A 20,337-nucleotide genomic window follows, 5' to 3' on the forward strand; every position below is an offset into this window, starting at 1 on the left:
CGCGAGTGAACCGCCATGTAGGGACGTTTCCACCATTATCGGCGTTTCACCCTTCTGGTGCGGGCGGGGGTGTCGTCGTCGGCGCCTGCGGCGGGACGGGTGCTGCGGGTTTGTTCGAGCTCTGCGCTCCGCGTTGTGCGAGGAACACGGTGATCATCGATTCGAAAGGTCTCATCGTCATCGTCCGCTGAGGGCTCTGACCAGGGAGAATGGAGAACTGGCGCCGGAGTGCCTAGGGTCACCGCGTGCCTTTTATTATGGTCTGCGAAGATGACGCGGCGGTCCGCGACGTCCTCAAGCGCGCCCTCGAGCACGACGGCCATACGGTCGCGGTCGCTTCCACGGCGGACAGCCTGCTGCGGCGCCTCGAACCGGCACCTCACCTGGTCGTCCTGGATCTGGGGCTCCCGGACGCGGACGGCCGCGATGTCTGCCTGGCCCTGCGGGCACGTGGCGTCGACGTCCCGGTGCTGATGCTCACCGCCCTGGACGGAATGCACCACAAGGTGGGCGGCTTCGAGGCGGGAGCCGACGACTACATGACGAAACCGTTCGACATCCCTGAGCTGCTGGTGAGGGTCCGCGCCCTGCTGCGCAGAACGACCGCGACGACCCCGCCGAACGGCGTCGTTCTCGATCCGGCGAAGCACGTCGTGATCCACGGTTCGACGAGCGAGAGCCTGACGCCGACCGAGTTCCGGCTGCTGGGCAGGCTCATCGCCTCGCAGGGCGACGCCGTACGCCGCCACGCCCTCGTCGCCGCCGGCTGGCCGCACGGCGCACAGGTCAGCGACAACACCCTCGACTCCTACGTCCGCCGGCTACGGACCAAACTCGGTGCGCTGGGCGTGGCCGATCGCCTGGCGACGGTCCGTGGGGTGGGCTATCGATGGGAGTGACGGGCTTCCGCGGGAGGGTCGTCGCGCTTGCGGTCCTGATCGCGACAGCCGTGGTCGCGGTGCTGGTGGTGGTCTCGCACGTGCTGCTGAGCCAGGTGAGCGACGCCGACGCGAACGCTCTGGCGCATACGCGTGCGGAGGCGGTGGCGACGAACGTGACCGTACGCAAGGGCCACGTCGCGCTGATCGAGAGCGGCAACGAAGCGCTGGACACGGTCTCGTGGGTGTACGCCGACGGTCACCTCGTCGACGGGCTCGTGCCGGGCGGCATCCGTGACCGCGTCGACGCGCTCGCCGACTCCGGGCGCTCCCGGTCCATCACGGTCGGCGACTACCTTCTGCACGCCCAGCCGATCCCGCTCGACGGCCACCACGTCGTGGCCGTCGTGAGGGTGGATCTCACGCCGTACGAGACGTCGGAGCAGCGCAGCCTGGCGATGTCGCTCATCCTGGGTGGCCTCTCGATCCTGCTCGCAGGTGTCGTCGCACGCGTCGTGGTGGGTCGTGCGTTGCGCGTGGTTCACGAGATGGCCGCTCTCGCCGACGACTGGGGCGATCACGAACCCGGACGCCGGTTCGACCTCGGCGTGCCCCGCGACGAGTTCGGGGAGCTCGGGCGAACCCTCGATCGCCTGCTCGACCGCGTGGACAACGCGCTCGCGGACGAGCGCCGGCTCACCGATGAGATCGCCCACGAGTTGCGGACGCCTTTGACGGCGCTGCGGGGCGAGGCGCAGTTGGCGCAGCTCTCCGGTCACCAGGTGCCACCCGAGGCTGTGCTGACCGAGGTCGACCGCCTGAACACGGCGATCACGACGATTCTGAGTGCCGCCCGGACGCGCATCGACGGCGGTACCCGTTGCGATCTCAGGGCGGCGGCGCGGCAGGCGATCGCGGGCCGCGCCATCGAACTCGCCGTCCCGGCCGACGTCGACGTCGCCGTGGCAGGCGAACTCGTCGTCGCTGTGTTGTCACCTCTGCTGGAGAACGGCCTGCGGCACGCGAATTCGCGTGTCTGGGTCACAGCGCGCGTCGAGCCCGAGGGCGTATCGGTCGATGTCCTCGACGACGGCCCGGGGTTCGATCCGGCGGAGGTCGACCGGGTCTTCGAAGCGGGCGTGACCAGCGGCGACGGGCAGGGTCTCGGACTGGCCGTGGTGAAGCGTCTCGCCGCGTCCGCGGGTGTGGCGGTCCGTGCGGTCGCCGACGGCCACGGTCGCGTCGAGGTGACCTTCCCCACGCCTGAGGCGGCCGCGTAGTCAGGTTGTGTGCAGGTTCCCCACGGGAACCTCCCTGCATGACAACGACAACGGAAGCGCCCCCACGCAGCGGGCGGCTCATGCTCAACAAGGTCCCCGAGGTCACCATCTGGTTCTGGGTGATCAAGATCTTGTGCACGACCGTCGGTGAGAGCTTCGCCGACTGGATCAACATGAAGCTGGGCGTCGGCCTGGTGAACACGGCATGGATCTTCACCGCCGTGTTCGTGGTGGTTCTGGCCGTGCAGCTCCGGCTGAAGCGGTACGTGCCGTTCCCGTACTGGCTGACCGTGGTCGTTGTCAGCGTGACGGGCACGCTCTACACGGACATCCTGACCGACCAGCTGAACGTGCCGCTGTGGATCAGTTCCGCGGTCTTCTCCGTGCTGCTCGCCGTGGTCTTCGGCGTGTGGTGGCTGCGTGAGCGCACGCTGTCGATCCACTCGGTCACCACGCTTCCGCGTGAGTCGTTCTACTGGCTGACCGTCCTGGTCACCTTCGCGCTCGGCACCGCGACCGGCGACTGGACCCTGGAGCTGACCGGCTGGAGCCCGGGTGTCTCGGTTCTGCTGCCGCTCGGCCTGATCGCGGCGATCGCGCTGCTGCGGAAGTACGGCGCCAACCCGGTGCTGTCGTTCTGGCTCGCGTACATCCTGACCCGCCCGCTCGGCGCCAACATCGGCGACTGGCTCGCCTCCCCCAAGGTCGCCCAGAGCCCGGGTGACCCGACCGGTCTCGACCTGGGCACGTTCACCACCAGCCTGATCTTCCTCGGCCTGATCCTGGCGACGGTCGTGTACCTGACCGTGACGCGCTCGGACGTGACCGAGACCTACGAGGCGGCCCACGCCGCTCAGGCCGCCGGCAACCCGCGCAAGGAACGCGTCGCGCTGGCCGGCTTCGGAGTGCTGGCCGCCGCCACCGCGGCCCTGCTGATCTGGGCCCATGGGCAGCCGCACGTCGGACCGGCGCCGGAGACGGACGCCACCTCCGCCGTCAAGCTCGCCCCCGGCCAGGCCGTGAAGAAGTTCCCGCCGAAGAAGGTCGACGCACTCAAGGCACTCGCGTCGACGTCGCTCAAGGACGCACAGTCGGGGAACGCGAAGGGGGCCCACGCGGCCGCCCAGTCCCTGCGCGACCTCTGGGACGCCGACCAGGCCTCGCTGCAGCCGCTGGACAACACCGGCTGGACGTCCATCGACGCTCAGATGGACCAGGTCCTGAAGACCTTCGGCATCGACCACCCGAACCCGCCGATGTCTCCGGCCCACCAGCAGGCCGAACTCAAGGCCCTCCTCACGGACATGCGCTGACGGCCTCTGATCGGCGGCGACTTCCCTGAGGTCACCGCCGATCAGGCCCTCGCGGGGTGCCGTCCCCTCCGGCCAGGTGCCGCGCGTCCCTTATGGGCGCGCGGCACCGGCGTATGACGAGTCCGCTCCTACGGACGTCGAGACCAGCAGCCAAGTTGCCGTTGATCAGGGCTCGTTGAGCCGTAAGAATGATGGTCAGTGGCACGGTGCGCGTGGTGACGCGTGAGGGACATACGGGGGGGCAGTGGTGACGAGGGGTCGTGGCGCGGGGGCGGTCTTGATCGCGGGGATCGCGGTTCTGGTATCCGCGTGCAGCGGGGGTGACGGCGGTACCAAGGTGCCTCCGCCCCCGACCGCCGCGACCACCCCTGCTTCCGCCACTCCCACGGTCGCGGCGCATCCCGCCGCGACGGATGCGAGCGACCTGAGGTCGTACTGCTCCAAGGACGGTCCCCTCACGCTCCTGACGGGTCAGCCGGCGTACAGGGGCAAGGGGCCGCATCCGGTGCAGCTCGACACCTCGAGTCCGACTCCCTTGAGCGCCACCCAGGCCCCGCTCCCGTCGCCGGGTGAGACGGCGACGCCCCAGGCCCCCGACACGTACCACCCCGATCCGGCGAAGGTGCAGCTCGTCGCCTGTGTGGCCAACGTAGGCAAGGGCAAGCTGGTGCAGACGTGCCGGTACTCCGGCGACTACGTGCGCTACTTCCGGCAGGGGCACTACGACGTCACGGTGTACGAGGCGAAGACCGGCCACAAGCTCGGCACCGCCAAGGTGACGGGGGACGATCACTCCTCGTGTCTGCCCCAGGTGACCTTCTTCCAGGGAGAGCCCCAGTCGAAGACGGAGTGGCTGGACCCGGGCCTCCCGGCGTTCCGCAAGGCGCTGGCTCCCTGGGTGAACGCGGCGAAGTCGTAGGCGTACGTCCCTGGTGGGCGCCGCTCCTACGTCGTGTCCTCGGGCCGTACCGTGCGGGCCCGGAGGTGTGCGCGTTCTCCCTGGTGGCCGAGGAGGCTGAGGACTTCGACGGGGTTGTCGTCGGCGTTGCCGAACCAGTGGGGCGTACGGGTGTCGAATTCGGCGGCTTCTCCGGGCCCCATGACGAGATCGTTGTCGCCCAGGACCAGGCGCAGGCGTCCGTCGAGGACGTAGAGCCATTCGTAGCCTTCGTGGCTGGACGGTTCGGGCTCGGTCGGGCGCAGCCTGGGCGAGATGATCAATTTGTACGCTTGCAGGCTTCCTGCCCGCCGGGTGAGCGGCAGCATGGTCATGCCGTGGCGGGTCACGGGTTTGAGGTGCAGGCGTGGGTCGCCGGTCTGCGATGCCCCGATGAGCTCGCCGATGTCCACGCGCAGTTCGCGTGCGAGGGGGAGCAGAAGCTCCAGGGTGGGGCGGCGCTGACCTGATTCCAGTCGCGAGAGGGTGCTCAGGGAGATCCCGGTGGCCTGCGCCAGGGAGGTCAGCGACCAATTGCGCTGTGCACGCAGCCCCTTGAGACGGGGGCCGACGGCCGCCATCGTCGACGCGGTCTCATCATCCATCCCTCAACCTTGCCACCGCGGCAAGGATCTTTGCATCTCCGCTCGGGTGGGCCGACGGTGTCGGCAGGCGCCCCGACACGGGCGAACGACGCCGCAGGACCGGAGATGCGTGATGACCCGAGACAGCTTGCCCACCGCCCCGGTGGGTGGGACCGACACGCAGCCGGCGCCACCGGCGAGGGCGATGGTGGGCGTTCGGCGCGGCTCGGTGACGTCGGCCGTGGTGATCCTGGTGCTGACCCAGCTGATGTTCGTCGTGGACACCTCGATCGTGAACGTGGCCCTGCCCGACATCGGCCGTGACCTGGCGTTCTCCAGCACCGGCCTCTCCTGGGTCGTCACCGCCTACGCGCTGACCTTCGGCGGCCTGATCCTCCTCAGCGGAAAGATCGGCTCCATGATCGGTCCGCGCCGGGCCCTCGTCCTCGGGGTGACGCTCTTCGTGATCGCCTCCGTCGCCGGAGGTCTTGCCACCTCGGCTGTGTTCCTCGTGGCCGCGCGCGCTCTGCAAGGAGTGGGGGCCGCCGTGGCCGCGCCCAGCGTGATGGTCCTGCTCATGGGCATCACCACCCCCGGCCCGCAGCGCTCACGGGCGATGGCGATGTTCGTCCTCGCCGTCGGCGCCGGAGCCGCGGTCGGCCTCCTCGCCGGCGGGGTGCTGACGCAGACGCTGGGATGGCGATGGGTGATGTACGTCAATGCCCCGATCGGCGTCCTGGTCCTGGCCGGCGCCCTGCGCAACCTGCCCGAGACGGTACGTCGGCGTACCTCCCTGGACGTCGGCGGAGCCGCTGCCTCGATCCTGGCGATGGTGGCCCTGGTCTTCGCTTTCACCTCCGCCGCCGACCGAGGTTGGGCCAGTTCCCTGGCGCTGGGTGCGTTCACCGTCGCCGGGGTGTCCCTCGTCGTGCTGGTGGTGTGCGAGCGCAGGCATCCGCACCCGGTGATGCCGCTGGCGTTCTTCACCGCCGCGCGCAGTGCGGGACCCCTTCTGGCCATGCTGGTCGTCCCGGCCGGTCAGGTCGGGTTCCTGTTCTTCACCACGCTGCTGACCCAGCAGGTCCTCGGCTTCACCCCGATCCGGACCGGGCTCGCGCTGGTGCCCTTCACCTTCGGGCTGATCGCCACCAACCAGCTCACCCCGAGGCTGCTGCCGCGACTGGGCGAACGTGTCATCGGCAGCGCCGGCCTTTCCGGTCTGGTGCTGGGAATCGTCTGGATGGCGCTGGTGGCCGCGGACGCCGGCCCGGACACGTCGATCGTCACGGTGCTGCTGCCCTCGGTCCTGCTCGGCGCGGGTGCGGGCGCGACCTTCGCACCGGTCACGGCCGTCATCATGCATCAGGCCCCGGCCGAGCACGTGGGCGCCGCGGCCGGCCTCAACCAGGGCCTGCAACAACTCGGCGGAGCGATGGGCCTGGCCGTCCTCACCAGCGTCCTGGCCGCCACCGGAGGCCTGAAGCACGGGCTTGGCGCGACCCTCTTGGCCACCGCTGCCTTCCCGCTGGCCGGCCTGGCCCTCTTCGGAGTGTGGGCGCGCCGCATACCCGCCCCCGACCCCACCCACGCGTGATCGTTTTTCACCAGTCGAAGGAGTATGTGATGACCGAGCACGACCCGCGCTTCAGTGCCGAGTTCTGGGACCGGCGCTACACCGGCCCCGACCGGGTGTGGAGCGGTGAACCCAATCCCGCGCTCGTCGAAGAGGTCACGCCCCTTGCGCCCGGGACCGCGCTGGAGGCGGGATGCGGTGAAGGCGCGGACGCCATCTGGCTGGCCGGGCAGGGCTGGCAGGTCACCGGCGTCGACTTCGCCTCCCAGGCGATTCATCGGGCCGCCGAACACACCCCCGCCCACCTGGCCGGACACATGTCCTGGCAGCAGGCGGACATCCGCGAATGGCAGCCAGGCGAAGGCCCCCGCTACGACCTGGTCACCGCATCCTTCATGCATTTCCCGCCGCCGGTACGCCGCACGGTCTTCGCAGCCCTCGCCGCCCGAGTCGCTCCCGAGGGGCATCTGGTGATCGTCGGCCACCACCCCAGCGACCTCGACACCGCCATGCCCCGACCGCCCGAGCCCGAACTCTTCTACACCGCCGACGACCTCGCGGCGGACCTCCCCGAAGGCGATTGGCAGATCCTCACCCGAACCGCGCGCGCCCGGACGGCCACGACGCCCGACGGCGCACCGGTGACCATCCATGACACGGTCCTCACCGCTGGGCGCACTCACTGAACCGGTGGCCGTCAGTCTCGTCAGGCTGCTGCATCCGGACGTGTCTGCGTCACGGACGGCGGCGGCGAGGCCCGTACGGCAGCCAAGCCCGTCTACGGTGGCAAGGGGTCGGCCGAGGCCGTGATGCCGATGGGCCGCCCGGACCGCATCGGCCTCGTCGAGGTCGGCGGCGAGCTCGAACTCCTGCCTCCCAACGATCACGGAGTCGTCATGACCGACCACATCCCGACCGCTCCCGTTCTGGAGCCGGCCGCGGCCGAGTTCGCCGCCGCCACGGCCAACCCGCCCTACCTCTTCGGCCTCGGCCCGGTCGAGGGCCGCAAAGCGGTCGACGAAGTCCAGTCCGGTGACATCTCCATGCCGCGGGTGGACGAGGAGTGGGTCACGGTTCCCGGCGGTCCGACCGGGTCGGTTCGCGTGCGGATCGTCAGGCCCGCCGGAGTCGCCGGCGCGCTCCCCGTCATCATCTACATCCACGGAGCCGGCTGGGTGTTCGGCAACGCCCACACCCACGACCGCCTCGTCCGTGAACTGGCCACCGGCACCGAAGCGGCCGTCGTCTTCCCCGAGTACGACCTGTCTCCCGAGGCGCGCTACCCGGTCGCCATCGAGCAGAACTACGCCGTCGCCCAGTGGGTCGTCCGCGAAGGTTCCGGCAAGGGCCTGGACCCGACACGGATGGCCGTGGCCGGTGACAGCGTGGGCGGCAACATGAGCGCCGCCCTCACCCTGATGGCGAAAGAACGAGGCGACGTGCGTCTTGTCCAGCAGGTGCTCTTCTACCCCGTCACCGATGCCGCGTTCGACACCCCGTCCTATCACCAGTACGCCGAGGGGTACTTCCTGCGCCGCGACGCCATGCGGTGGTTCTGGGACCAGTACACCGACGATTCCGGTCAGCGCGCGGAGATCACCGCGTCCCCGCTGCGGGCCACCACCGGGCAGCTCAGCGGCCTGCCGCCGGCGCTGGTGATCACCGGCGAGGCGGACGTGCTCCGCGACGAGGGAGAGGCGTACGCGAACAAGCTCCGCCAGGCGGGTGTGGAGGTCACAGCCACCCGGTACCAGGGCATCATCCACGACTTCGTGATGCTCAACCCCCTGCGTGGCACCCACGCCGCACAGGCCGCCATCACCCAGGCCGTCACGGTGCTCCGCGACGCCTTTGCCACCACCCGCTGACGCAGGGCCCGTTGCGATCCGGCACGCAAGAGCGCTCCGCTGTCCCGCGCGGCCGCCCGGCTTGCCCCGCGCCTCGGCCGAATGACCTGGTCGGTGCCGGACGGCTCGCCGGCTCCGGCTACGGCCTGAGCACGATCTTGCCGTGGGTGTGGCGGCGTTCGAGTTCGGTGTAGGCCTCGCGGACCTGTGCCAGGGGGTAGACGTGGGCGATCGGTAGTTTGAGCTGTCCGTCGGCGATCAGGGCGGCCAGTTCGGCGAGCACCTCCGCGCCCGGACCGGCCGCCACGCCTCCGTCCGTCTTCACCCCGTACTTCGCCGCGGCCGCGAAATCGGCGATGGTGTCGATCCGCTCCTTCGCGACGCCGAGAGCGAGTGCCAGCTCCACGTACCCGCCGCCGTACAGGTCGACGAACGCGTCCACACCATGGGGAGCGGCGGCCCTGATCCGGTCCGCGACACCGTCCCCGTACGCGACCGGGATCACGCCGTGGCTCCTCAGCCACTCGTGGTTGCTCTCGCTCGCCAGGCCGATGACCGTGGCCCCGGTGCGGCGCGCGAGCTGGACGGCGAGTGAGCCGACTCCGCCGGCCGCGCCGGAGATGACGACCGTCTCGCCCTTCTCGGGGCGGACGGAGTGCACGGCTCCCCACGCTGTCACGCCGACGACGTACAGGCTGCCGGCGATCTCCCAGGAGACTTTCTCCGGCTTGTCTGTGAGGTCGCCGGCCTCGACCAGCGTCAACTCGGCTTGTGACGCACGCCTGTTGCTGAACCCGATCACCTCGTCGCCGGGCTGGAAACCGTCGACCCCGGTGCCGGTCTCCTCGATGACACCGGCGAGGTCACTGCCCTGCCCGGACGGGAATGTCGACGGGAACATGTCCGTCAACGCCCCCGTGCGGATGATCGCCTCACTGGGATTGATACCGGCTGCCTTCACCCGTACGAGGACCTGTCCGTCCCCGGGCACCGGGCGTTCGACCTCCTCGACCCGCAACACGTCGATCCCGCCGAACTCGTCGTACCTGACCGCCTTCGTCATGATGTCGCTCCTTCAACTGGGGGAGGGCTCAACCGGGTTGACCTGGGTGGGCTATGCCCGACGGAGTTCGAGCACGGGAATGACGCGGACCCCGGCCGTCTTGCGTGCGTAGTCGGCGAAGCCCGGGTAGCGGCTTGCCTGTTCGTCGTAGACGCGGTCGCGTTCGCCGCCGGTCAGATCGCGGACGGTCACCTGGTAGGTCTCGGTGCCACGCTCTACGGTGCCTTCGCCGGCGGTGGTCAGGTTGAGGTACCAGTCGGGGTTGGTGGGTGCTCCGCCCTTGGTCGCGAAGACGTAGATGACATCCGGCTCCGTGTCATGGGGGAGGTACATCATCGGAGTGACGTGCTCCCGGCCGGACTTGCGGCCCCGGTGGTGTGTCAGGACGAGCGGTGCACCCTCGAAGGCTCCGCCGACCTTGCCCTCGTTCGCTCGGAACTCCGTGATGGTCTTCGCGTTCCAGTCCTGCGCTTCAGTCATGTCGGGCTCCTGTTGTAAGCGTGGTGGGGTGCGGGGGTGCGGGGGTGCGGGGGTGCGTTACCTCGGCCTGGGGAGGAGGCATCACGGGAGGGCGGTGATTCCCTCGGCAGGGGCACGACGAGATCGCTGGCAGTACCTGCACGGGCCGGCCACCCCGACCCGGAACGCTTCGTCGCCGACTTCAGCGGCAGCAGCCGTACCGTGGCCGAGTACCTGGTCGCCGAGATGCTCGAACGGCAGCCGCAGGAGGGGCAGGACCTGCTGCTCCGCACGTCGATCCTGCAGCGGGTCAACAGCGAGCTGGCGGACCTGCTCACCGGCCGCTCCGGCGCCGAACGCATCCTCCTCGGACTGGAGGACGCCAACGCGTTCGTCGTCTCCCTCGACCCGGACCGGACCTGGTTCCGCTACCACCACCTGCTCTCCGACCTGCTGCGCCTGGAGCTGCGCCGGACCCGGCCCGACGAGGTGCCCGACCTGCACCGGCGGGCGGCCGACTGGCTCACCGCCCACGGCATGGTCGTCGAGGCCGTACGGCACCTGCAGTCCGCCGGGGACTGGACCGAGGCCGCGGTGCTGCTGACCGATCACTCCTTCGGCATGATGCTCGACGGCCAGGAGGAGACGATGCAGACCCTTCTCAAGGCCTTTCCCGAGCGGCCTGGGCCGGGGTTCCCAGAGCTGAGCGTCGTGCGCGCGATGGTCGAGTTGGCCCACGGCCGCCTCGACGACGCCGCGGCCCACCTCGCCGTCACCGATGCCTGTTCGTCGTACGTGCCCGAGCCGAGCCGCAGACGCCTCCGTACGGCTGTCACCGCGCTCAACCTGTCGCTGGCCCGGCGGCGCGGCGACCTCGCGGACGTGATGAGCCACGCGGACTTCCTCGACACCCCGCCCGCCGGGGGCACCGACGAGGAGATGGCCCCGGGCAGTGACCTGCGCGTGGTGGCGCTGATGAAGCTGGGAACCGTCGAAGCGTGGGCGCTGAAGGACTCCGACGACGGTGTACGCCACCTCCAGGAAGGCGCCGAACTGGCCCGGAAGATCGGCCGCCCCTACCTGGAGGTCGCCTGCCTGGCCCAGCTCGGCTTCGCCGCGAAGCTGCCCGACTTCACGGATGCCCGCCAGTACTGCGAGCAGGCGATCGCGCTGGCCGAGGAGCACGGCTGGGGCACGGCGTTCATCCTGGCCCCTGCCCTGGTGACGCTGGCCTCCGCCATGGTCTGGTCGGGCGAGTTCGACGGCGCCGAACAGTTCCTGCGGCGCGCCGACATCGCCCTGCAGGCCGACAGCGGACCGGGCATCGGAACGCTGCTGCACCTGGCGAAAGGGATGCTCCACGCCGGTCACGGCCGAAACCCCGAGGCAGCACAGGAGTTCACCGAGGCGCACGCCCAGCAGTCGCGGCTGTCGCACCCGCACGCCCTGGCGGGTTACGTGACCGGCTGGCTGGCCGCCACCCGCGCCCGACTCGGCGCCACCGCCGACGCACGCGCCCTGCTCGACACAGTCGATGGTTCGGAGGCGGCCGAGTCCGGTGAGATCCGCAACGCGCGGGCCGTGATCCACCTGGCCGAAGGCGACGCCTCCGCCGCTCTGGCAGCGGTCGCGGCGGTCGTCGACGGGACGGCGCCCTCGGTCCACGTGGCCACCGTCGTCGAGGCCCAACTCCTCGCCGCCCTGGCGCACCGGGAGGCGGGTGAACACGAGGAGGCGCAGGAATCCGTGGAACGCGCACTCGCCCTCGCCGAGCCCCAGCGCCTCGTCCTCCCCTTCGTGATGACAGGAGCGGGCCCGCTCCTGGAGGCCGCACCGCGCCGCCGGTCGGCACATGCCGCGCTGCTCACGGACATCCTCGACGTCCTGCACGGCACGAGCGCGTCACCCGCGCCCGCGGCCCAGGAACTCAGCCCGACGGAACTGCGGGTCCTGCGCTACCTGCCGACCAACCTCTCCCGGCCCGAGATCGCCGACGAACTGTCCGTGTCGGTCAACACGGTCAACACGCACGTACGCAACATCTACGCCAAGCTCCACGCCACCGACCGCTCATCGGCCGTGCGGCGGGCCCGCGAACTGCATCTGCTCGGCCGGTAGCCCGTACTCACCAGATTCCGGCGATGACAGTTCACCAGCCGGGATCCGAACATCAAGACATGAGCGCAGAACCGGCCCTGTACACGATCCGCGTCGAAGGCGACCTCGGCGCCACCACGCTGTCGGCGTTCCCCACCCTCACGGCCGAACACCAGGCCGCGCAGACGATCCTGGTCGGCCACCTCGACCGCTCGGGCCTGTACGGGGTGCTGCTGCAACTGGAGTCACTCGGCCTCGACCTGATCGAAGTCTCCTGCACCCACTGCCCACGGCTCCCTGACGCCTCACCCCCTTCGTGACTCGATGGCCGGGGACGAGGGGGTGCCCCGCCTCCGGGTGAACGGCTCACTCCGGCCACGCGGAGGACTTGATGACCTCCACGAAGTCTCCTCGTACGAAACCGGGCTTGAAGTGGGCGAGGACGTCGGCCTTCACATTGCCGAAGGTCGTTTCGGGGCGGTCCTGGATGCCGTCCGTGAAGGCGGCCAGGATGCGGTTCTTGAAGTCGGGGCGCGGGTGCGCGGCCACGACCGCCGCGCGCTGCTCGTCGGTGACGGAGGCGTAGCCGATGCCGAGGACGTCCAGTTCGACGCCGCGGGTGACCAGGGCGATCTCGGGGGCCATGTGGAGCGGGATCTCCGGGGTGGTGTGCAGTGCGATCGCCGTCCAGACGCGGTCGGCCGGATCGCCGGTGACGCCGTGCCGGTTCAGGAAGCGGCGTGCCTCGTCGGCGCCGTCGATCTCGAACCTCTGGTCGGCGCGGCGGTGCCGCTCCGTGAGCCCGAGGTCGTGGAAGAGCGCGCCGACGTAGAGCAGTTCGGGGTCGAACGTGAGTCCCTGTTCCCGGCCGCGCAGCGCGCCGAAGAGGAACACCCGCCGGGAGTGGTCGAACAGCAGCGGTGACGCCGCGTCCCGCACCAGCTCGGTCGCCTCGCGCGCCAGAGCACTGTCCGGGACCCGTACGCCTGCGATGACCTCGGTCATGACGACAACCCTGCCTCTCCTCGTGGTGCCGGCCGCGTCGGAAGCGTTCGGCGTGGTCTCCAGAGTCGGTTGTGGCCGTACGCTGATGCCATGTCCCTGAAGCCAGCCGTCCCACAGATCCGGACATCGGAAGCGGGGCACCGGGTCGCGTTCCTGGTGTTCGACGGGGTGACGCTGCTCGATGTGAGCGGGCCGCTGGAGGTGCTGCACCAGGCGGGCCGGCTCGGTCACGCGTACGTGCCGGTCCTGGTGTCCCCGCACGGGGGTGACGTCACGACGGCCTCGGGGCCAATCCTGGCGCGGACCGTGCGGCCCGCCGACGCAGGCCCTGTCGACACGCTCGTCGTCGCGGGTGCCGATCTGCTCGCCGAACGGCCGTTGGACGACGAGCTCAGGGCGGCGGCCGAGCACCTCGCCGAACGGGCGGCGCGCGTCGCCTCGGTCTGCACCGGCGCCTTCGTCCTCGCCGGTCTCGGCGTGCTCGACGGCCGCCGGGCCACCACGCACTGGCGGCACGCCGCGACACTGGCCCGCCGGCACCCCCGGGTGCGGGTCGAGCCCGACGCCCTGCACATCCGCGACGGCCGGTACGTCACGTCCGCGGGCATCAGCGCCGGCATCGACCTGGCGCTCGCGCTGGTCGAAGACGACCACGGGGCGGACGTGGCCCGCGACGCCGCCCGCGAACTCGTCGTCTTCGTACGGCGTCCGGGCGGGCAGTCCCAGTTCTCCACGGCGCTGGAGACCCCGCCGCCCCGCGGGGACCTGCTGCGCGCCGTGACCGAGGCGGTGCTCGCCGACCCGGCTGCCGACCACGGCCTGCCCGCGATGGCGGCGGCCGCGGCGGTCAGCCCACGCCATCTGACGCGGCTCTTCCGGGCCGAACTCGGCACGACGCCCGCGCGCTGGGTCGAGCGGGTCCGGCTCGACCGTGCGCAGCAGCTGCTCCTCGACGGTCACAGCGTGACGGCGGCGGCGCGGCACAGCGGTCTCGGCAGCGACGAGACGCTGCGACGAGCCTTCGCACGCCACCTGGGCACGATGCCGACGGAGTACCGGACGAGGTTCGCGACGACACGGCCTACGGACGTGAGCTCAGCGCCTTGACGAGGTTCACGACGGTAGGCCGCGAGCGTGGCGGGACCTCTACAGCTGGCCCGGGCCGTCGGCCGTGGCCTTGCGAGGCGGACGCCCGTCCCGAGGCGAAGGCACCGCTTCCGCCTCCGGGGCCGGCGCCGCCGCCATCGTGTTGACGCGAGGCAGCGCGTACGGGTGCTCGTCCGCGAGCCAGCGGATCAGCTGTTCGCGGACCGTGACGCGAACCGTCCAGATGTCGTCCGAGTTCTTGGCGCTGACGACCGCGCGGACCTGGAGCGTGCTCGGCGTCGTGTCCGTGACGGCGAGCGCCCACTTGCGGCCGTCCCAGGCGGGGCATTCGAGCAGGATGGCCTGGAGCTTCTCGCGCATCGCGTCCATCGGGGCGCTGTGGTCGAGGTGGAAGTAGACCGCGCCGGTCATCTGGGCACCGCCGCGCGACCAGTTCTCGAACGGCTGCGACGTGAAGTACGAGACCGGCATCGTGATCCGGCGCTCGTCCCAGGTGCGCACGGAGAGATAGGTCAGCGTGACCTCCTCGATCGTGCCCCATTCGCCGTCGACCACGACCGTGTCACCGATCCGCACCATGTCACCGAACGCGATCTGGAACCCGGCGAACAGATTGCCCAGCGTCGACTGCGCGGCGACACCGGCGACGATGCCGACGATTCCGGCGGAGGCGAGCAGCGAGGCGCCGGCCGCCCGGAACGCGGGGAACGTCAGCAGCATCGCGGCGACCGCGAGCACGCCGACGACGGCCGTGACGATCCGCTGGATCAGCGTGATCTGCGTACGCACCCGGCGTACCCGCTCGGCGTCCTGGTGCTGGTTGGCGTAGCGGGCGTAGGACGACTCGACGACCGCCGTCGAGATCCGCATGAGGAGCCAGGCGGTGGCGCCGATCAGGACGAGGCTGAGCAGCTGGCCGATGGCCGCGCTGTGCTCGCGGGCGAGCTCGGCCTGAGCGTAGGAACCGCGCAACAGGGCTGCGCAGAGCACCAGTTGGTACGGGAAGCGGCACCGGCGCAGCAGGCCCCACAGCGGTGTCTCGTGGTGGCGCCGGTCGGCGCGTTGCAGCAGACGGTCCACGGCCCACCCGACGAGGAGGGTGAGCACGACGGAACCGCCGATGACGATCAGCGGACGCAGTACGTTCTCCATCCCCAGACCGTAACGTGGCCCCGGAATCCGCCGTTCAGCCCCCTCCTGCGAGTGGACCGGCCCCCGACTGCGACGATGGACCGGCGAACTCACGCACCGGACATTCCCGAAGTGAGCGACTACGACGGTTTTGCCGGGGTCGGCTGGGTGAGGTTCAGCGGGTTGCCGTCCGGGTCCTGGATGTGGGCGACGCGCTGTCCCCACGGCATGTCGTTCGGGCCGCCGCTGACCGAGCCGCCCAGCGCCGTCACCCGGCCGAGCGTCTCGTCGACGTCGTCGACGGCGATGCTGAGCAGGATGCGCGGGGCCGCCGCGGTCCCCAGGTCCGTCCTGCTCACCAGCCCGAGATCGGAGTCGCCGATACGCAGTCCGAGGTAGAAGGCCGGGCCTTCCTCCGGTACCCGGAAGACTTGCTCGGCGCCGAACAACTTCGTGTAGAAGCCGAGCAGAACGTCCAGGTCGGCCGTGAGGATCACTGGCTGGATGGTGGACATGGCGGGGCACTCCTGTCGAGAACGGTCGTGTCGCCTTGTAGACCGTTCGTGGACGGCGAACTCATCGGCTCCCGATCCAGGGCCGAGGCCGGAGGCAGGAGCGTGACCGCGACCAGGAGAGGGTCCGGCATGTCCTCGGTGCGGAAACGGAGCAGGCCGGCGTCCGCGAGCCGGTGCAGCGCAGTGCTGACGATCACGGGCGTGACGCCAAGGGCCCGCGCGGCGGGACTCAGCGGGAAGGCCACCGTCGGGGAGCCATGAATCCGGCGCGGGTCAGCCGCGAGATCCACCAGAAGCCCGGCCACCACCGCCCCTTGGGAGACCTTCCTCGCACTGACCGCCCAGGCGAGCGCCCACTGATCGAACGGAAGTCCTTCCACGCAGCACTACCTCACGATCGCTCGAGCACAGCCGGCCTTCCCCCAGAGCCCCTTCGTAAGACTCGGCACTCATTCAGCGGGTCGCAACCGGAGCGGGGCCAGAGGGGTTACCGGGCCCGGCGTGCTCACGCGGGCGTACCCGGGTCGTTCGGATGCGGTTCCAGCGGGGTGACCACGGCGGTCATCCAGGGCCACAGCGGCAGGGTTCCGAGTACGTCGGTGCGCAGCTGCTCCTCGTCCTCGGCGCGCCAGATGCCGACGCTGCGGGTGTCGCCGACGGGACGCCACAGCCTGAACAGCCTTCCGGCGGTGGCCAGTTCACGGGCGCGGACCGTCTCGGCGGCGCGCCTGCGCTCCACCTCTTCGGCGGACACGCCCTGCGGCACCTTCGTAGTGATCTCGACCAGGAAGTCCCTCATGGCCCGGCTCCGTCTCTGCGTCTCGTGTCTGCGTCTCGTGTCTGCGTCTCGTGGGGCATCTGATGGGCGCAGCCTCTCACTGGCCGTACCGTGCGCATTGTGGAACCGCGCCGACTGCGGTATTTCGTCGTTGTCGCCACATCATCACCGTCCGGATGTTTCCCAGGGGGCGTCATATGTGGGTTCAGCGAGTGATCGAGCTGACCGGGTGGGAACCGCTCGGGATCTCCGTCGACTGGGCGGCGATCGAGGGGGAGTTGGGTGTTCCGCTGCCGGCGGACTACAAGGAGCTCTACGAGGCGTTCGGGGGCGGTGTCTTCAGTGACTCCGTGTACTTTCTGGGCCGCGACGAGGGCATCGCGTTCGACTTCCTGGCCCAGTGGAGGGCGGCCCTGTCGGCCGACCGGGACAACAACTCCGGGGGCCTCTCCGCCCTCGATCCCTACGTGACCTACGCGCCGGGCGGCAAGGGGCTGGTCGGGTGGGGGTCCACCGAATGGGCCGACGAGTACTGCTGGCTGGTCGACGCGGAGCGGCCCGGCGACTACGCGATCCTCGCGCGGTCCCATGACGGCGGCCCCTGGCACCGGTACGACATGTCGACCTCGGAGTTCCTCTACCGCGTCCTCGCCGACGCCGATTTCCAGCGGTTCGGGATAGCGCGGTACGAGCTCGACCCGATCTTCGAGCCGCCGAGCTCCGGCAGCGGTGAGTGAGGGTGTGTCCCGCACCTTCCACCCCGGCACCCAGGCCCACGCCCCTCGCCCTCACAGCCCCACGGCGCGCGTTCCGCCGCCGAGTTCGGAGTTCCGGCAGTGCTTTTCGAAGTCACCCGCAGCGAACTCCTCGACATCTTCGGCGAGGACCGGCTCGCGACCCTGCCCGCCATCGCCTTCCCGCCCGCAGGCGCGGACACCGAGGGTGCCCGTCTCCTGCAGACCGTCGGCGCCCCCACCGGGACGTCCCTGCTGCGTGAGCCCGACGCGGGCGACGGCCGGCTGCCCCTCGTCCAGGACGTCGTCGAGACCGAGGGCTTCGAGGACGCTCATGAGGACGAGCGGCGTTGACCCGCTTCCCTTCCGGGACGACGAGACCGTCTGGTCGGTGATCGGCGAGGAGATCGCCGCAGGGCAGCGTTTCAAGGCCGACAGCCCGGGGGGGGGGGGGGGGGGCTCGCTCTATGGGTGACGCGCGTCCAGCGCCAGGTGCGCGGTCCTGGTCAGCCTGGTGAATGGGTAGGCGGCATCGGCGCGTCACGGCGGAGTCGGTCACGGCTGTGACCAAAATTTGAGCATGAGCGACGCGACGAAAGCAGTTCTCGAGGGCGGCCCCGACGATCTCCCTGAGCGGATCGTCTCCGTTCCCACGCCCGGTCCGGACATCAAGATTCCTTTCCGCGGGGGGTTCGAACACTTCCGGTCCACCACGCGTGAGGAGCAGACCTCGCAGGGCCTGTTGCCCGTTTACGAGTGGTGGGAGCGCACGGAGCTGCCGGGCTAGGCCGGCCGGACGCGAACGATTCGGCGTGGCATCCAGGGGTCTCCCGCGCGAGGATGGGTGGAGGAGCCGAGCGATGGCACGGATGTTCGTCGATGGCGATGACCTGGTCGTGCACCTGTCCTGGCGGGAGAAGGCAGCCGCACGCAGAGGTGATGTGCGCGCGCCGCTGACCGCGGTGAGCCGCGTGACCGTGGAACCCGACTGGTGGCGTGCCCTGCGCGGCGTCCCGCGCAGGGGCCTTTGGAGTGCCGGGACGCGGTGTATCGGAACCCGCGTTCATGAGGGGGGAGCGGACTTCGTGGCCATCCGGCACGGCAGGCCGGTCGTGTGTGTCGAGTTGCGGGCCGCCGCTCCCTTCAGCCTTGTCGCCACCTCTGTTCCGACCCTCACGGAGGCCAGGGACACGTCGCGGATGCTCGGCGAGCAGGCCCCCCACCTCGACACCTCCACGCGTTTCCGGCTGCCGCTTCCGGTGCAAGAGGAGCTTCCGGTGCCCGAGGAGGAGTCGCCTCCGTCATGACCGGTGTGGCGCCAGCAGTGCCCGTACGCCCTGGCTGGTGAGGACCAGGCCGTCGTGGTGGCCCGGGTCGATGATGAGGGCCAGGTCATCGTCGGTGGGCCAGTTGGCAGCCAGCAGCCCGAGTTGTATGTGGTGGCTCACGAGAATCTCGGGGAGCGTCTCGCCCATACGTTCCGCAGATGTGAAGACCGGGACGGCACGCAGACGGGGTGGGTCGTCGATGACCGGGAGGGTCAGTCCGCCGTCGTCCGGGTCGTCGTGGGTGTCGAGGTCGGTGGGCTCGGGGACGAGAACGTCACAGGCGGCCAGCGTGTCCAGCGGGGTGAGGTCCTCGGGTGCCCGGTGGAGGTCGCGCAGGGCGTCCTGGGCAGCGGCCGCGAACAGTTCCTCGGGGATGTTGTCGTCACACATCATTGCTCCCCCTCGCGTAGTTCCGAGTGGGCCGCCCGGCGTGGGTTCGCCGGCTGGGGTGTGGTCTGCCCGTCTTTCGCCTCCGGGTACCCGGGAGCGGTCGGGCCATGCCGCGGTACGGCGTGCTGAGTGTGGCCAGGTGCGTACGAGAGTCATGAGGCGCCGCCGGTCACGGTTCACCGCGCTCCCTGACGACGTCGGCCGGATTCTTGTCGGCGCGCAGCCCCAGGAAGCGGGGGTGGCGCAACATGCCGTCGCGTGTCCACTCCGTGAAGGCGATCTGCGCCACGAGCACCGGCTCCACCCAGTGGGCGGTGCGTTCGTCGATGCGGCCCTCGAAGGGGGAGCCGGCCGCCCCGATCCGGTCGAGCCCCTGCCGCAGCGCGAGCAGGGTGGGCCGGTCGAACCCGGTGCCGACCTTGCCCGCGTACCGCAGCAGCCCGTCCTCGTAGTGACCGACAAGCAGCGCGCCGATCCCCACCCGGGTGCCCGCCGGTTCGGTGAAGCCGCCGACCACGAACTCCTGGCCCCGCGCACACTTCAGCTTCAGCCAGTCGTCCGAGCGACGCCCCTGGTACGTGCTGTCCGCACGCTTGGCGATGAGTCCCTCCCAGCCGCGCCCGCACGCGTCGGCCAGCAGTTCGGGACCGCCCTCGTTGCGATGCGTGCTGAACCGCAACGGCTCCGTGAACGTGATCGAGCGGCGCAGGAGCGACTTGCGCGTCCGCAGCGGCAGCCGGCGCACGTCCACGCCGTCGAGGCGCAGCAGATCGAAGACGTAGTACGTCACCGCCACCTTGCTCGCCGCGACGTCGGCGGGGCGGGTGAGCCCCATGCGCTGCTGGAGCCGCCCGAAATCCGTCCGGCCGCGCCAGTAGGCGACGATCTCGCCGTCGATCGTGAAGTCCGTGGTGTCCTGCGCGGCGAGCGCGTCGACGATCTCGGGGAACGTGGCGTCGAGCCGCCGTCCGGTACGGGACCGGAGCGTCACGCCGCCGTTCTCGCGCACCGCGAGGACCCGCATCCCGTCCAGCTTCCGCTCGAAGACCCAGCCCTCACGGAACTCACGGCGGTCGCTGAGCTTCGCCAGCATCGGGGAGGCCGCCAGCTCGATGCCCGGAGCGGCGGCGCTGGTGCGGCGGTCGAGTTCCGGCGGCAGCGCGTCCAGCAGGCCGGACGGGTGCTCCGCGTCGCTCACGGCAGCGCCTCCTTCCGGCCGCGGGTCCGCTGTCGCCGGGTACCCGTGATCGTCGCACGCACACAGGCCCGGGTCCGCGTGGAAGGGGCGTGCGTGACGGCGGGGCCTTCGGGTACCCGG

Annotated in this window: 24 protein-coding genes; 14 read left to right on the forward strand and 10 right to left on the reverse strand. The window is 70.4% G+C overall.

All coding sequences use genetic code 11. From position 1 onward, the window contains the following. The first annotated feature begins 245 nt into the window (after positions 1-245). The 4 genes from ABZ893_RS06670 (at position 246) to ABZ893_RS06685 (ending at position 4,390) form a co-directional block, all read left to right on the forward strand. Positions 246-899, forward strand: a complete 654-nt coding sequence (locus tag ABZ893_RS06670) for a response regulator transcription factor (RefSeq protein ID WP_361397842.1) — start codon at positions 246-248, stop codon at positions 897-899. After that, positions 890-2,158, forward strand: a complete 1,269-nt coding sequence (locus ABZ893_RS06675; RefSeq protein ID WP_361397844.1) for a HAMP domain-containing sensor histidine kinase — start codon at positions 890-892, stop codon at positions 2,156-2,158. The genes ABZ893_RS06670 and ABZ893_RS06675 overlap by 10 nt, the downstream gene beginning before the upstream one ends. Before the next feature lie 38 nt (positions 2,159-2,196). Then, positions 2,197-3,471 (forward strand): hypothetical protein, encoded by a 1,275-nt coding sequence (locus ABZ893_RS06680; RefSeq protein WP_361397847.1) that lies wholly within the window; start codon positions 2,197-2,199, stop codon positions 3,469-3,471. A gap of 535 nt (positions 3,472-4,006) precedes the next feature. Continuing rightward, entirely contained in the window at positions 4,007-4,390 is a 384-nt protein-coding gene (locus ABZ893_RS06685; protein WP_361397850.1) for a hypothetical protein, read from the forward strand. 26 nt (positions 4,391-4,416) lie between these two features. Here the strand turns inward: ABZ893_RS06685 and ABZ893_RS06690 are convergent, their stop codons facing one another. Next, complete coding sequence (locus ABZ893_RS06690) at positions 4,417-5,013, reverse strand: XRE family transcriptional regulator (RefSeq protein WP_361397853.1); 597 nt, start codon at positions 5,011-5,013, stop codon at positions 4,417-4,419. 112 nt (positions 5,014-5,125) lie between these two features. Here ABZ893_RS06690 and ABZ893_RS06695 point away from each other — a divergent pair, with 112 nt between their 5' ends. The 3 genes from ABZ893_RS06695 to ABZ893_RS06705 all read left to right on the forward strand — a co-directional run bounded on the left by ABZ893_RS06695 (position 5,126) and on the right by ABZ893_RS06705 (position 8,433). Next, positions 5,126-6,586 (forward strand): MFS transporter, encoded by a 1,461-nt coding sequence (locus tag ABZ893_RS06695; protein ID WP_361397856.1) that lies wholly within the window; start codon positions 5,126-5,128, stop codon positions 6,584-6,586. A 29-nt stretch (positions 6,587-6,615) separates the two neighbouring features. Continuing rightward, positions 6,616-7,251 (forward strand): class I SAM-dependent methyltransferase, encoded by a 636-nt coding sequence (locus tag ABZ893_RS06700; RefSeq protein ID WP_361397859.1) that lies wholly within the window; start codon positions 6,616-6,618, stop codon positions 7,249-7,251. A gap of 210 nt (positions 7,252-7,461) precedes the next feature. After that, positions 7,462-8,433 (forward strand): alpha/beta hydrolase, encoded by a 972-nt coding sequence (locus tag ABZ893_RS06705; RefSeq protein ID WP_361398979.1) that lies wholly within the window; start codon positions 7,462-7,464, stop codon positions 8,431-8,433. Positions 8,434-8,551: 118 nt separating this feature from the next. Here ABZ893_RS06705 and ABZ893_RS06710 read toward each other — a convergent pair whose 3' ends face one another. Continuing rightward, the gene (locus tag ABZ893_RS06710; protein WP_361397862.1) at positions 8,552-9,475 is read right to left on the reverse strand and encodes an NADP-dependent oxidoreductase; all 924 of its coding nucleotides are present in this window, start codon (positions 9,473-9,475) and stop codon (positions 8,552-8,554) included. 51 nt (positions 9,476-9,526) lie between these two features. After that, complete coding sequence (locus ABZ893_RS06715; protein WP_361397865.1) at positions 9,527-9,955, reverse strand: nitroreductase family deazaflavin-dependent oxidoreductase; 429 nt, start codon at positions 9,953-9,955, stop codon at positions 9,527-9,529. Between the two features lie 201 nt (positions 9,956-10,156). Here ABZ893_RS06715 and ABZ893_RS06720 point away from each other — a divergent pair, with 201 nt between their 5' ends. Continuing rightward, positions 10,157-12,052, forward strand: a complete 1,896-nt coding sequence (locus tag ABZ893_RS06720; RefSeq protein WP_361397868.1) for a LuxR C-terminal-related transcriptional regulator — start codon at positions 10,157-10,159, stop codon at positions 12,050-12,052. Positions 12,053-12,111: 59 nt separating this feature from the next. Next, positions 12,112-12,351: a hypothetical protein gene (locus ABZ893_RS06725; protein ID WP_361397871.1), complete on the forward strand. Its 240-nt coding sequence runs from the start codon at positions 12,112-12,114 to the stop codon at positions 12,349-12,351. Positions 12,352-12,397: 46 nt separating this feature from the next. Here the strand turns inward: ABZ893_RS06725 and ABZ893_RS06730 are convergent, their stop codons facing one another. Beyond that, positions 12,398-13,036 (reverse strand): HD domain-containing protein, encoded by a 639-nt coding sequence (locus tag ABZ893_RS06730; protein WP_361397874.1) that lies wholly within the window; start codon positions 13,034-13,036, stop codon positions 12,398-12,400. A gap of 90 nt (positions 13,037-13,126) precedes the next feature. Here ABZ893_RS06730 and ABZ893_RS06735 point away from each other — a divergent pair, with 90 nt between their 5' ends. Then, the gene (locus ABZ893_RS06735; protein ID WP_361397876.1) at positions 13,127-14,143 is read left to right on the forward strand and encodes a helix-turn-helix domain-containing protein; all 1,017 of its coding nucleotides are present in this window, start codon (positions 13,127-13,129) and stop codon (positions 14,141-14,143) included. Positions 14,144-14,182: 39 nt separating this feature from the next. Here ABZ893_RS06735 and ABZ893_RS06740 read toward each other — a convergent pair whose 3' ends face one another. The 4 genes from ABZ893_RS06740 to ABZ893_RS06755 form a co-directional block, all read right to left on the reverse strand. Further along, entirely contained in the window at positions 14,183-15,295 is a 1,113-nt protein-coding gene (locus ABZ893_RS06740; RefSeq protein WP_361397879.1) for a mechanosensitive ion channel domain-containing protein, read from the reverse strand. Positions 15,296-15,414: 119 nt separating this feature from the next. Then, entirely contained in the window at positions 15,415-15,789 is a 375-nt protein-coding gene (locus tag ABZ893_RS06745) for a VOC family protein (protein WP_361397882.1), read from the reverse strand. Continuing rightward, on the reverse strand, positions 15,768-16,169 hold the full coding sequence (locus ABZ893_RS06750) for a helix-turn-helix domain-containing protein (RefSeq protein ID WP_361397885.1): 402 nt from the start codon (positions 16,167-16,169) through the stop codon (positions 15,768-15,770). Before ABZ893_RS06750 ends, ABZ893_RS06745 begins: the two co-directional genes overlap by 22 nt. A gap of 125 nt (positions 16,170-16,294) precedes the next feature. Further along, positions 16,295-16,588, reverse strand: coding sequence for a muconolactone Delta-isomerase family protein (locus ABZ893_RS06755; protein WP_361397887.1), 294 nt, complete (start codon positions 16,586-16,588; stop codon positions 16,295-16,297). Positions 16,589-16,764: 176 nt separating this feature from the next. On the opposite strand from ABZ893_RS06755, the gene ABZ893_RS06760 reads away from it, so the two are divergent. The 4 genes from ABZ893_RS06760 to ABZ893_RS06775 all read left to right on the forward strand — a co-directional run bounded on the left by ABZ893_RS06760 (position 16,765) and on the right by ABZ893_RS06775 (position 18,608). Then, positions 16,765-17,304 carry an SMI1/KNR4 family protein gene (locus ABZ893_RS06760; protein WP_361397890.1) on the forward strand — a complete coding sequence of 180 codons (540 nt, stop codon included), beginning with the start codon at positions 16,765-16,767 and terminating at the stop codon, positions 17,302-17,304. A gap of 99 nt (positions 17,305-17,403) precedes the next feature. After that, positions 17,404-17,655, forward strand: a complete 252-nt coding sequence (locus ABZ893_RS06765; RefSeq protein WP_361397893.1) for an SUKH-4 family immunity protein — start codon at positions 17,404-17,406, stop codon at positions 17,653-17,655. 226 nt (positions 17,656-17,881) lie between these two features. Beyond that, positions 17,882-18,088, forward strand: coding sequence for a DUF5988 family protein (locus ABZ893_RS06770; protein ID WP_361397896.1), 207 nt, complete (start codon positions 17,882-17,884; stop codon positions 18,086-18,088). A gap of 73 nt (positions 18,089-18,161) precedes the next feature. After that, positions 18,162-18,608, forward strand: a complete 447-nt coding sequence (locus ABZ893_RS06775) for a hypothetical protein (RefSeq protein ID WP_361397899.1) — start codon at positions 18,162-18,164, stop codon at positions 18,606-18,608. Here the strand turns inward: ABZ893_RS06775 and ABZ893_RS06780 are convergent. Both ABZ893_RS06780 and ligD read right to left on the reverse strand, forming a co-directional pair. Next, the gene (locus ABZ893_RS06780) at positions 18,603-19,022 is read right to left on the reverse strand and encodes an SseB family protein (RefSeq protein WP_361397902.1); all 420 of its coding nucleotides are present in this window, start codon (positions 19,020-19,022) and stop codon (positions 18,603-18,605) included. The two genes, ABZ893_RS06775 and ABZ893_RS06780, sit on opposite strands and share 6 nt — an antisense overlap. A 166-nt stretch (positions 19,023-19,188) precedes the next feature. Then, entirely contained in the window at positions 19,189-20,112 is a 924-nt protein-coding gene (gene ligD / locus ABZ893_RS06785; protein WP_361398982.1) for a non-homologous end-joining DNA ligase, read from the reverse strand. Positions 20,113-20,337 lie beyond the last annotated feature (225 nt).

It is taken from the genome of Streptomyces sp. NPDC046821 (assembly GCF_040645335.1).
Taxonomy (GTDB): Bacteria; Actinomycetota; Actinomycetes; order Streptomycetales; family Streptomycetaceae; genus Streptomyces.

Coding starts and splice junctions, on each gene's coding strand:
- ABZ893_RS06675 (WP_361397844.1), top strand. CDS start 890: ATGGGAGTGACGGGCTTCCGCGGGAGGGTCGTCGCGCTTGCGGTCCTG.
- ABZ893_RS06680 (WP_361397847.1), top strand. CDS start 2,197: ATGACAACGACAACGGAAGCGCCCCCACGCAGCGGGCGGCTCATGCTC.
- ABZ893_RS06690 (WP_361397853.1), bottom strand. CDS start 5,013: ATGGATGATGAGACCGCGTCGACGATGGCGGCCGTCGGCCCCCGTCTC.
- ABZ893_RS06695 (WP_361397856.1), top strand. CDS start 5,126: ATGACCCGAGACAGCTTGCCCACCGCCCCGGTGGGTGGGACCGACACG.
- ABZ893_RS06700 (WP_361397859.1), top strand. CDS start 6,616: ATGACCGAGCACGACCCGCGCTTCAGTGCCGAGTTCTGGGACCGGCGC.
- ABZ893_RS06705 (WP_361398979.1), top strand. CDS start 7,462: ATGACCGACCACATCCCGACCGCTCCCGTTCTGGAGCCGGCCGCGGCC.
- ABZ893_RS06710 (WP_361397862.1), bottom strand. CDS start 9,475: ATGACGAAGGCGGTCAGGTACGACGAGTTCGGCGGGATCGACGTGTTG.
- ABZ893_RS06715 (WP_361397865.1), bottom strand. CDS start 9,955: ATGACTGAAGCGCAGGACTGGAACGCGAAGACCATCACGGAGTTCCGA.
- ABZ893_RS06725 (WP_361397871.1), top strand. CDS start 12,112: ATGAGCGCAGAACCGGCCCTGTACACGATCCGCGTCGAAGGCGACCTC.
- ABZ893_RS06730 (WP_361397874.1), bottom strand. CDS start 13,036: ATGACCGAGGTCATCGCAGGCGTACGGGTCCCGGACAGTGCTCTGGCG.
- ABZ893_RS06735 (WP_361397876.1), top strand. CDS start 13,127: ATGTCCCTGAAGCCAGCCGTCCCACAGATCCGGACATCGGAAGCGGGG.
- ABZ893_RS06740 (WP_361397879.1), bottom strand. CDS start 15,295: ATGGAGAACGTACTGCGTCCGCTGATCGTCATCGGCGGTTCCGTCGTG.
- ABZ893_RS06745 (WP_361397882.1), bottom strand. CDS start 15,789: ATGTCCACCATCCAGCCAGTGATCCTCACGGCCGACCTGGACGTTCTG.
- ABZ893_RS06755 (WP_361397887.1), bottom strand. CDS start 16,588: ATGAGGGACTTCCTGGTCGAGATCACTACGAAGGTGCCGCAGGGCGTG.
- ABZ893_RS06760 (WP_361397890.1), top strand. CDS start 16,765: ATGTGGGTTCAGCGAGTGATCGAGCTGACCGGGTGGGAACCGCTCGGG.
- ABZ893_RS06770 (WP_361397896.1), top strand. CDS start 17,882: ATGAGCGACGCGACGAAAGCAGTTCTCGAGGGCGGCCCCGACGATCTC.
- ABZ893_RS06775 (WP_361397899.1), top strand. CDS start 18,162: ATGGCACGGATGTTCGTCGATGGCGATGACCTGGTCGTGCACCTGTCC.
- ABZ893_RS06780 (WP_361397902.1), bottom strand. CDS start 19,022: ATGATGTGTGACGACAACATCCCCGAGGAACTGTTCGCGGCCGCTGCC.
- ligD (WP_361398982.1), bottom strand. CDS start 20,112: ATGCTGGCGAAGCTCAGCGACCGCCGTGAGTTCCGTGAGGGCTGGGTC.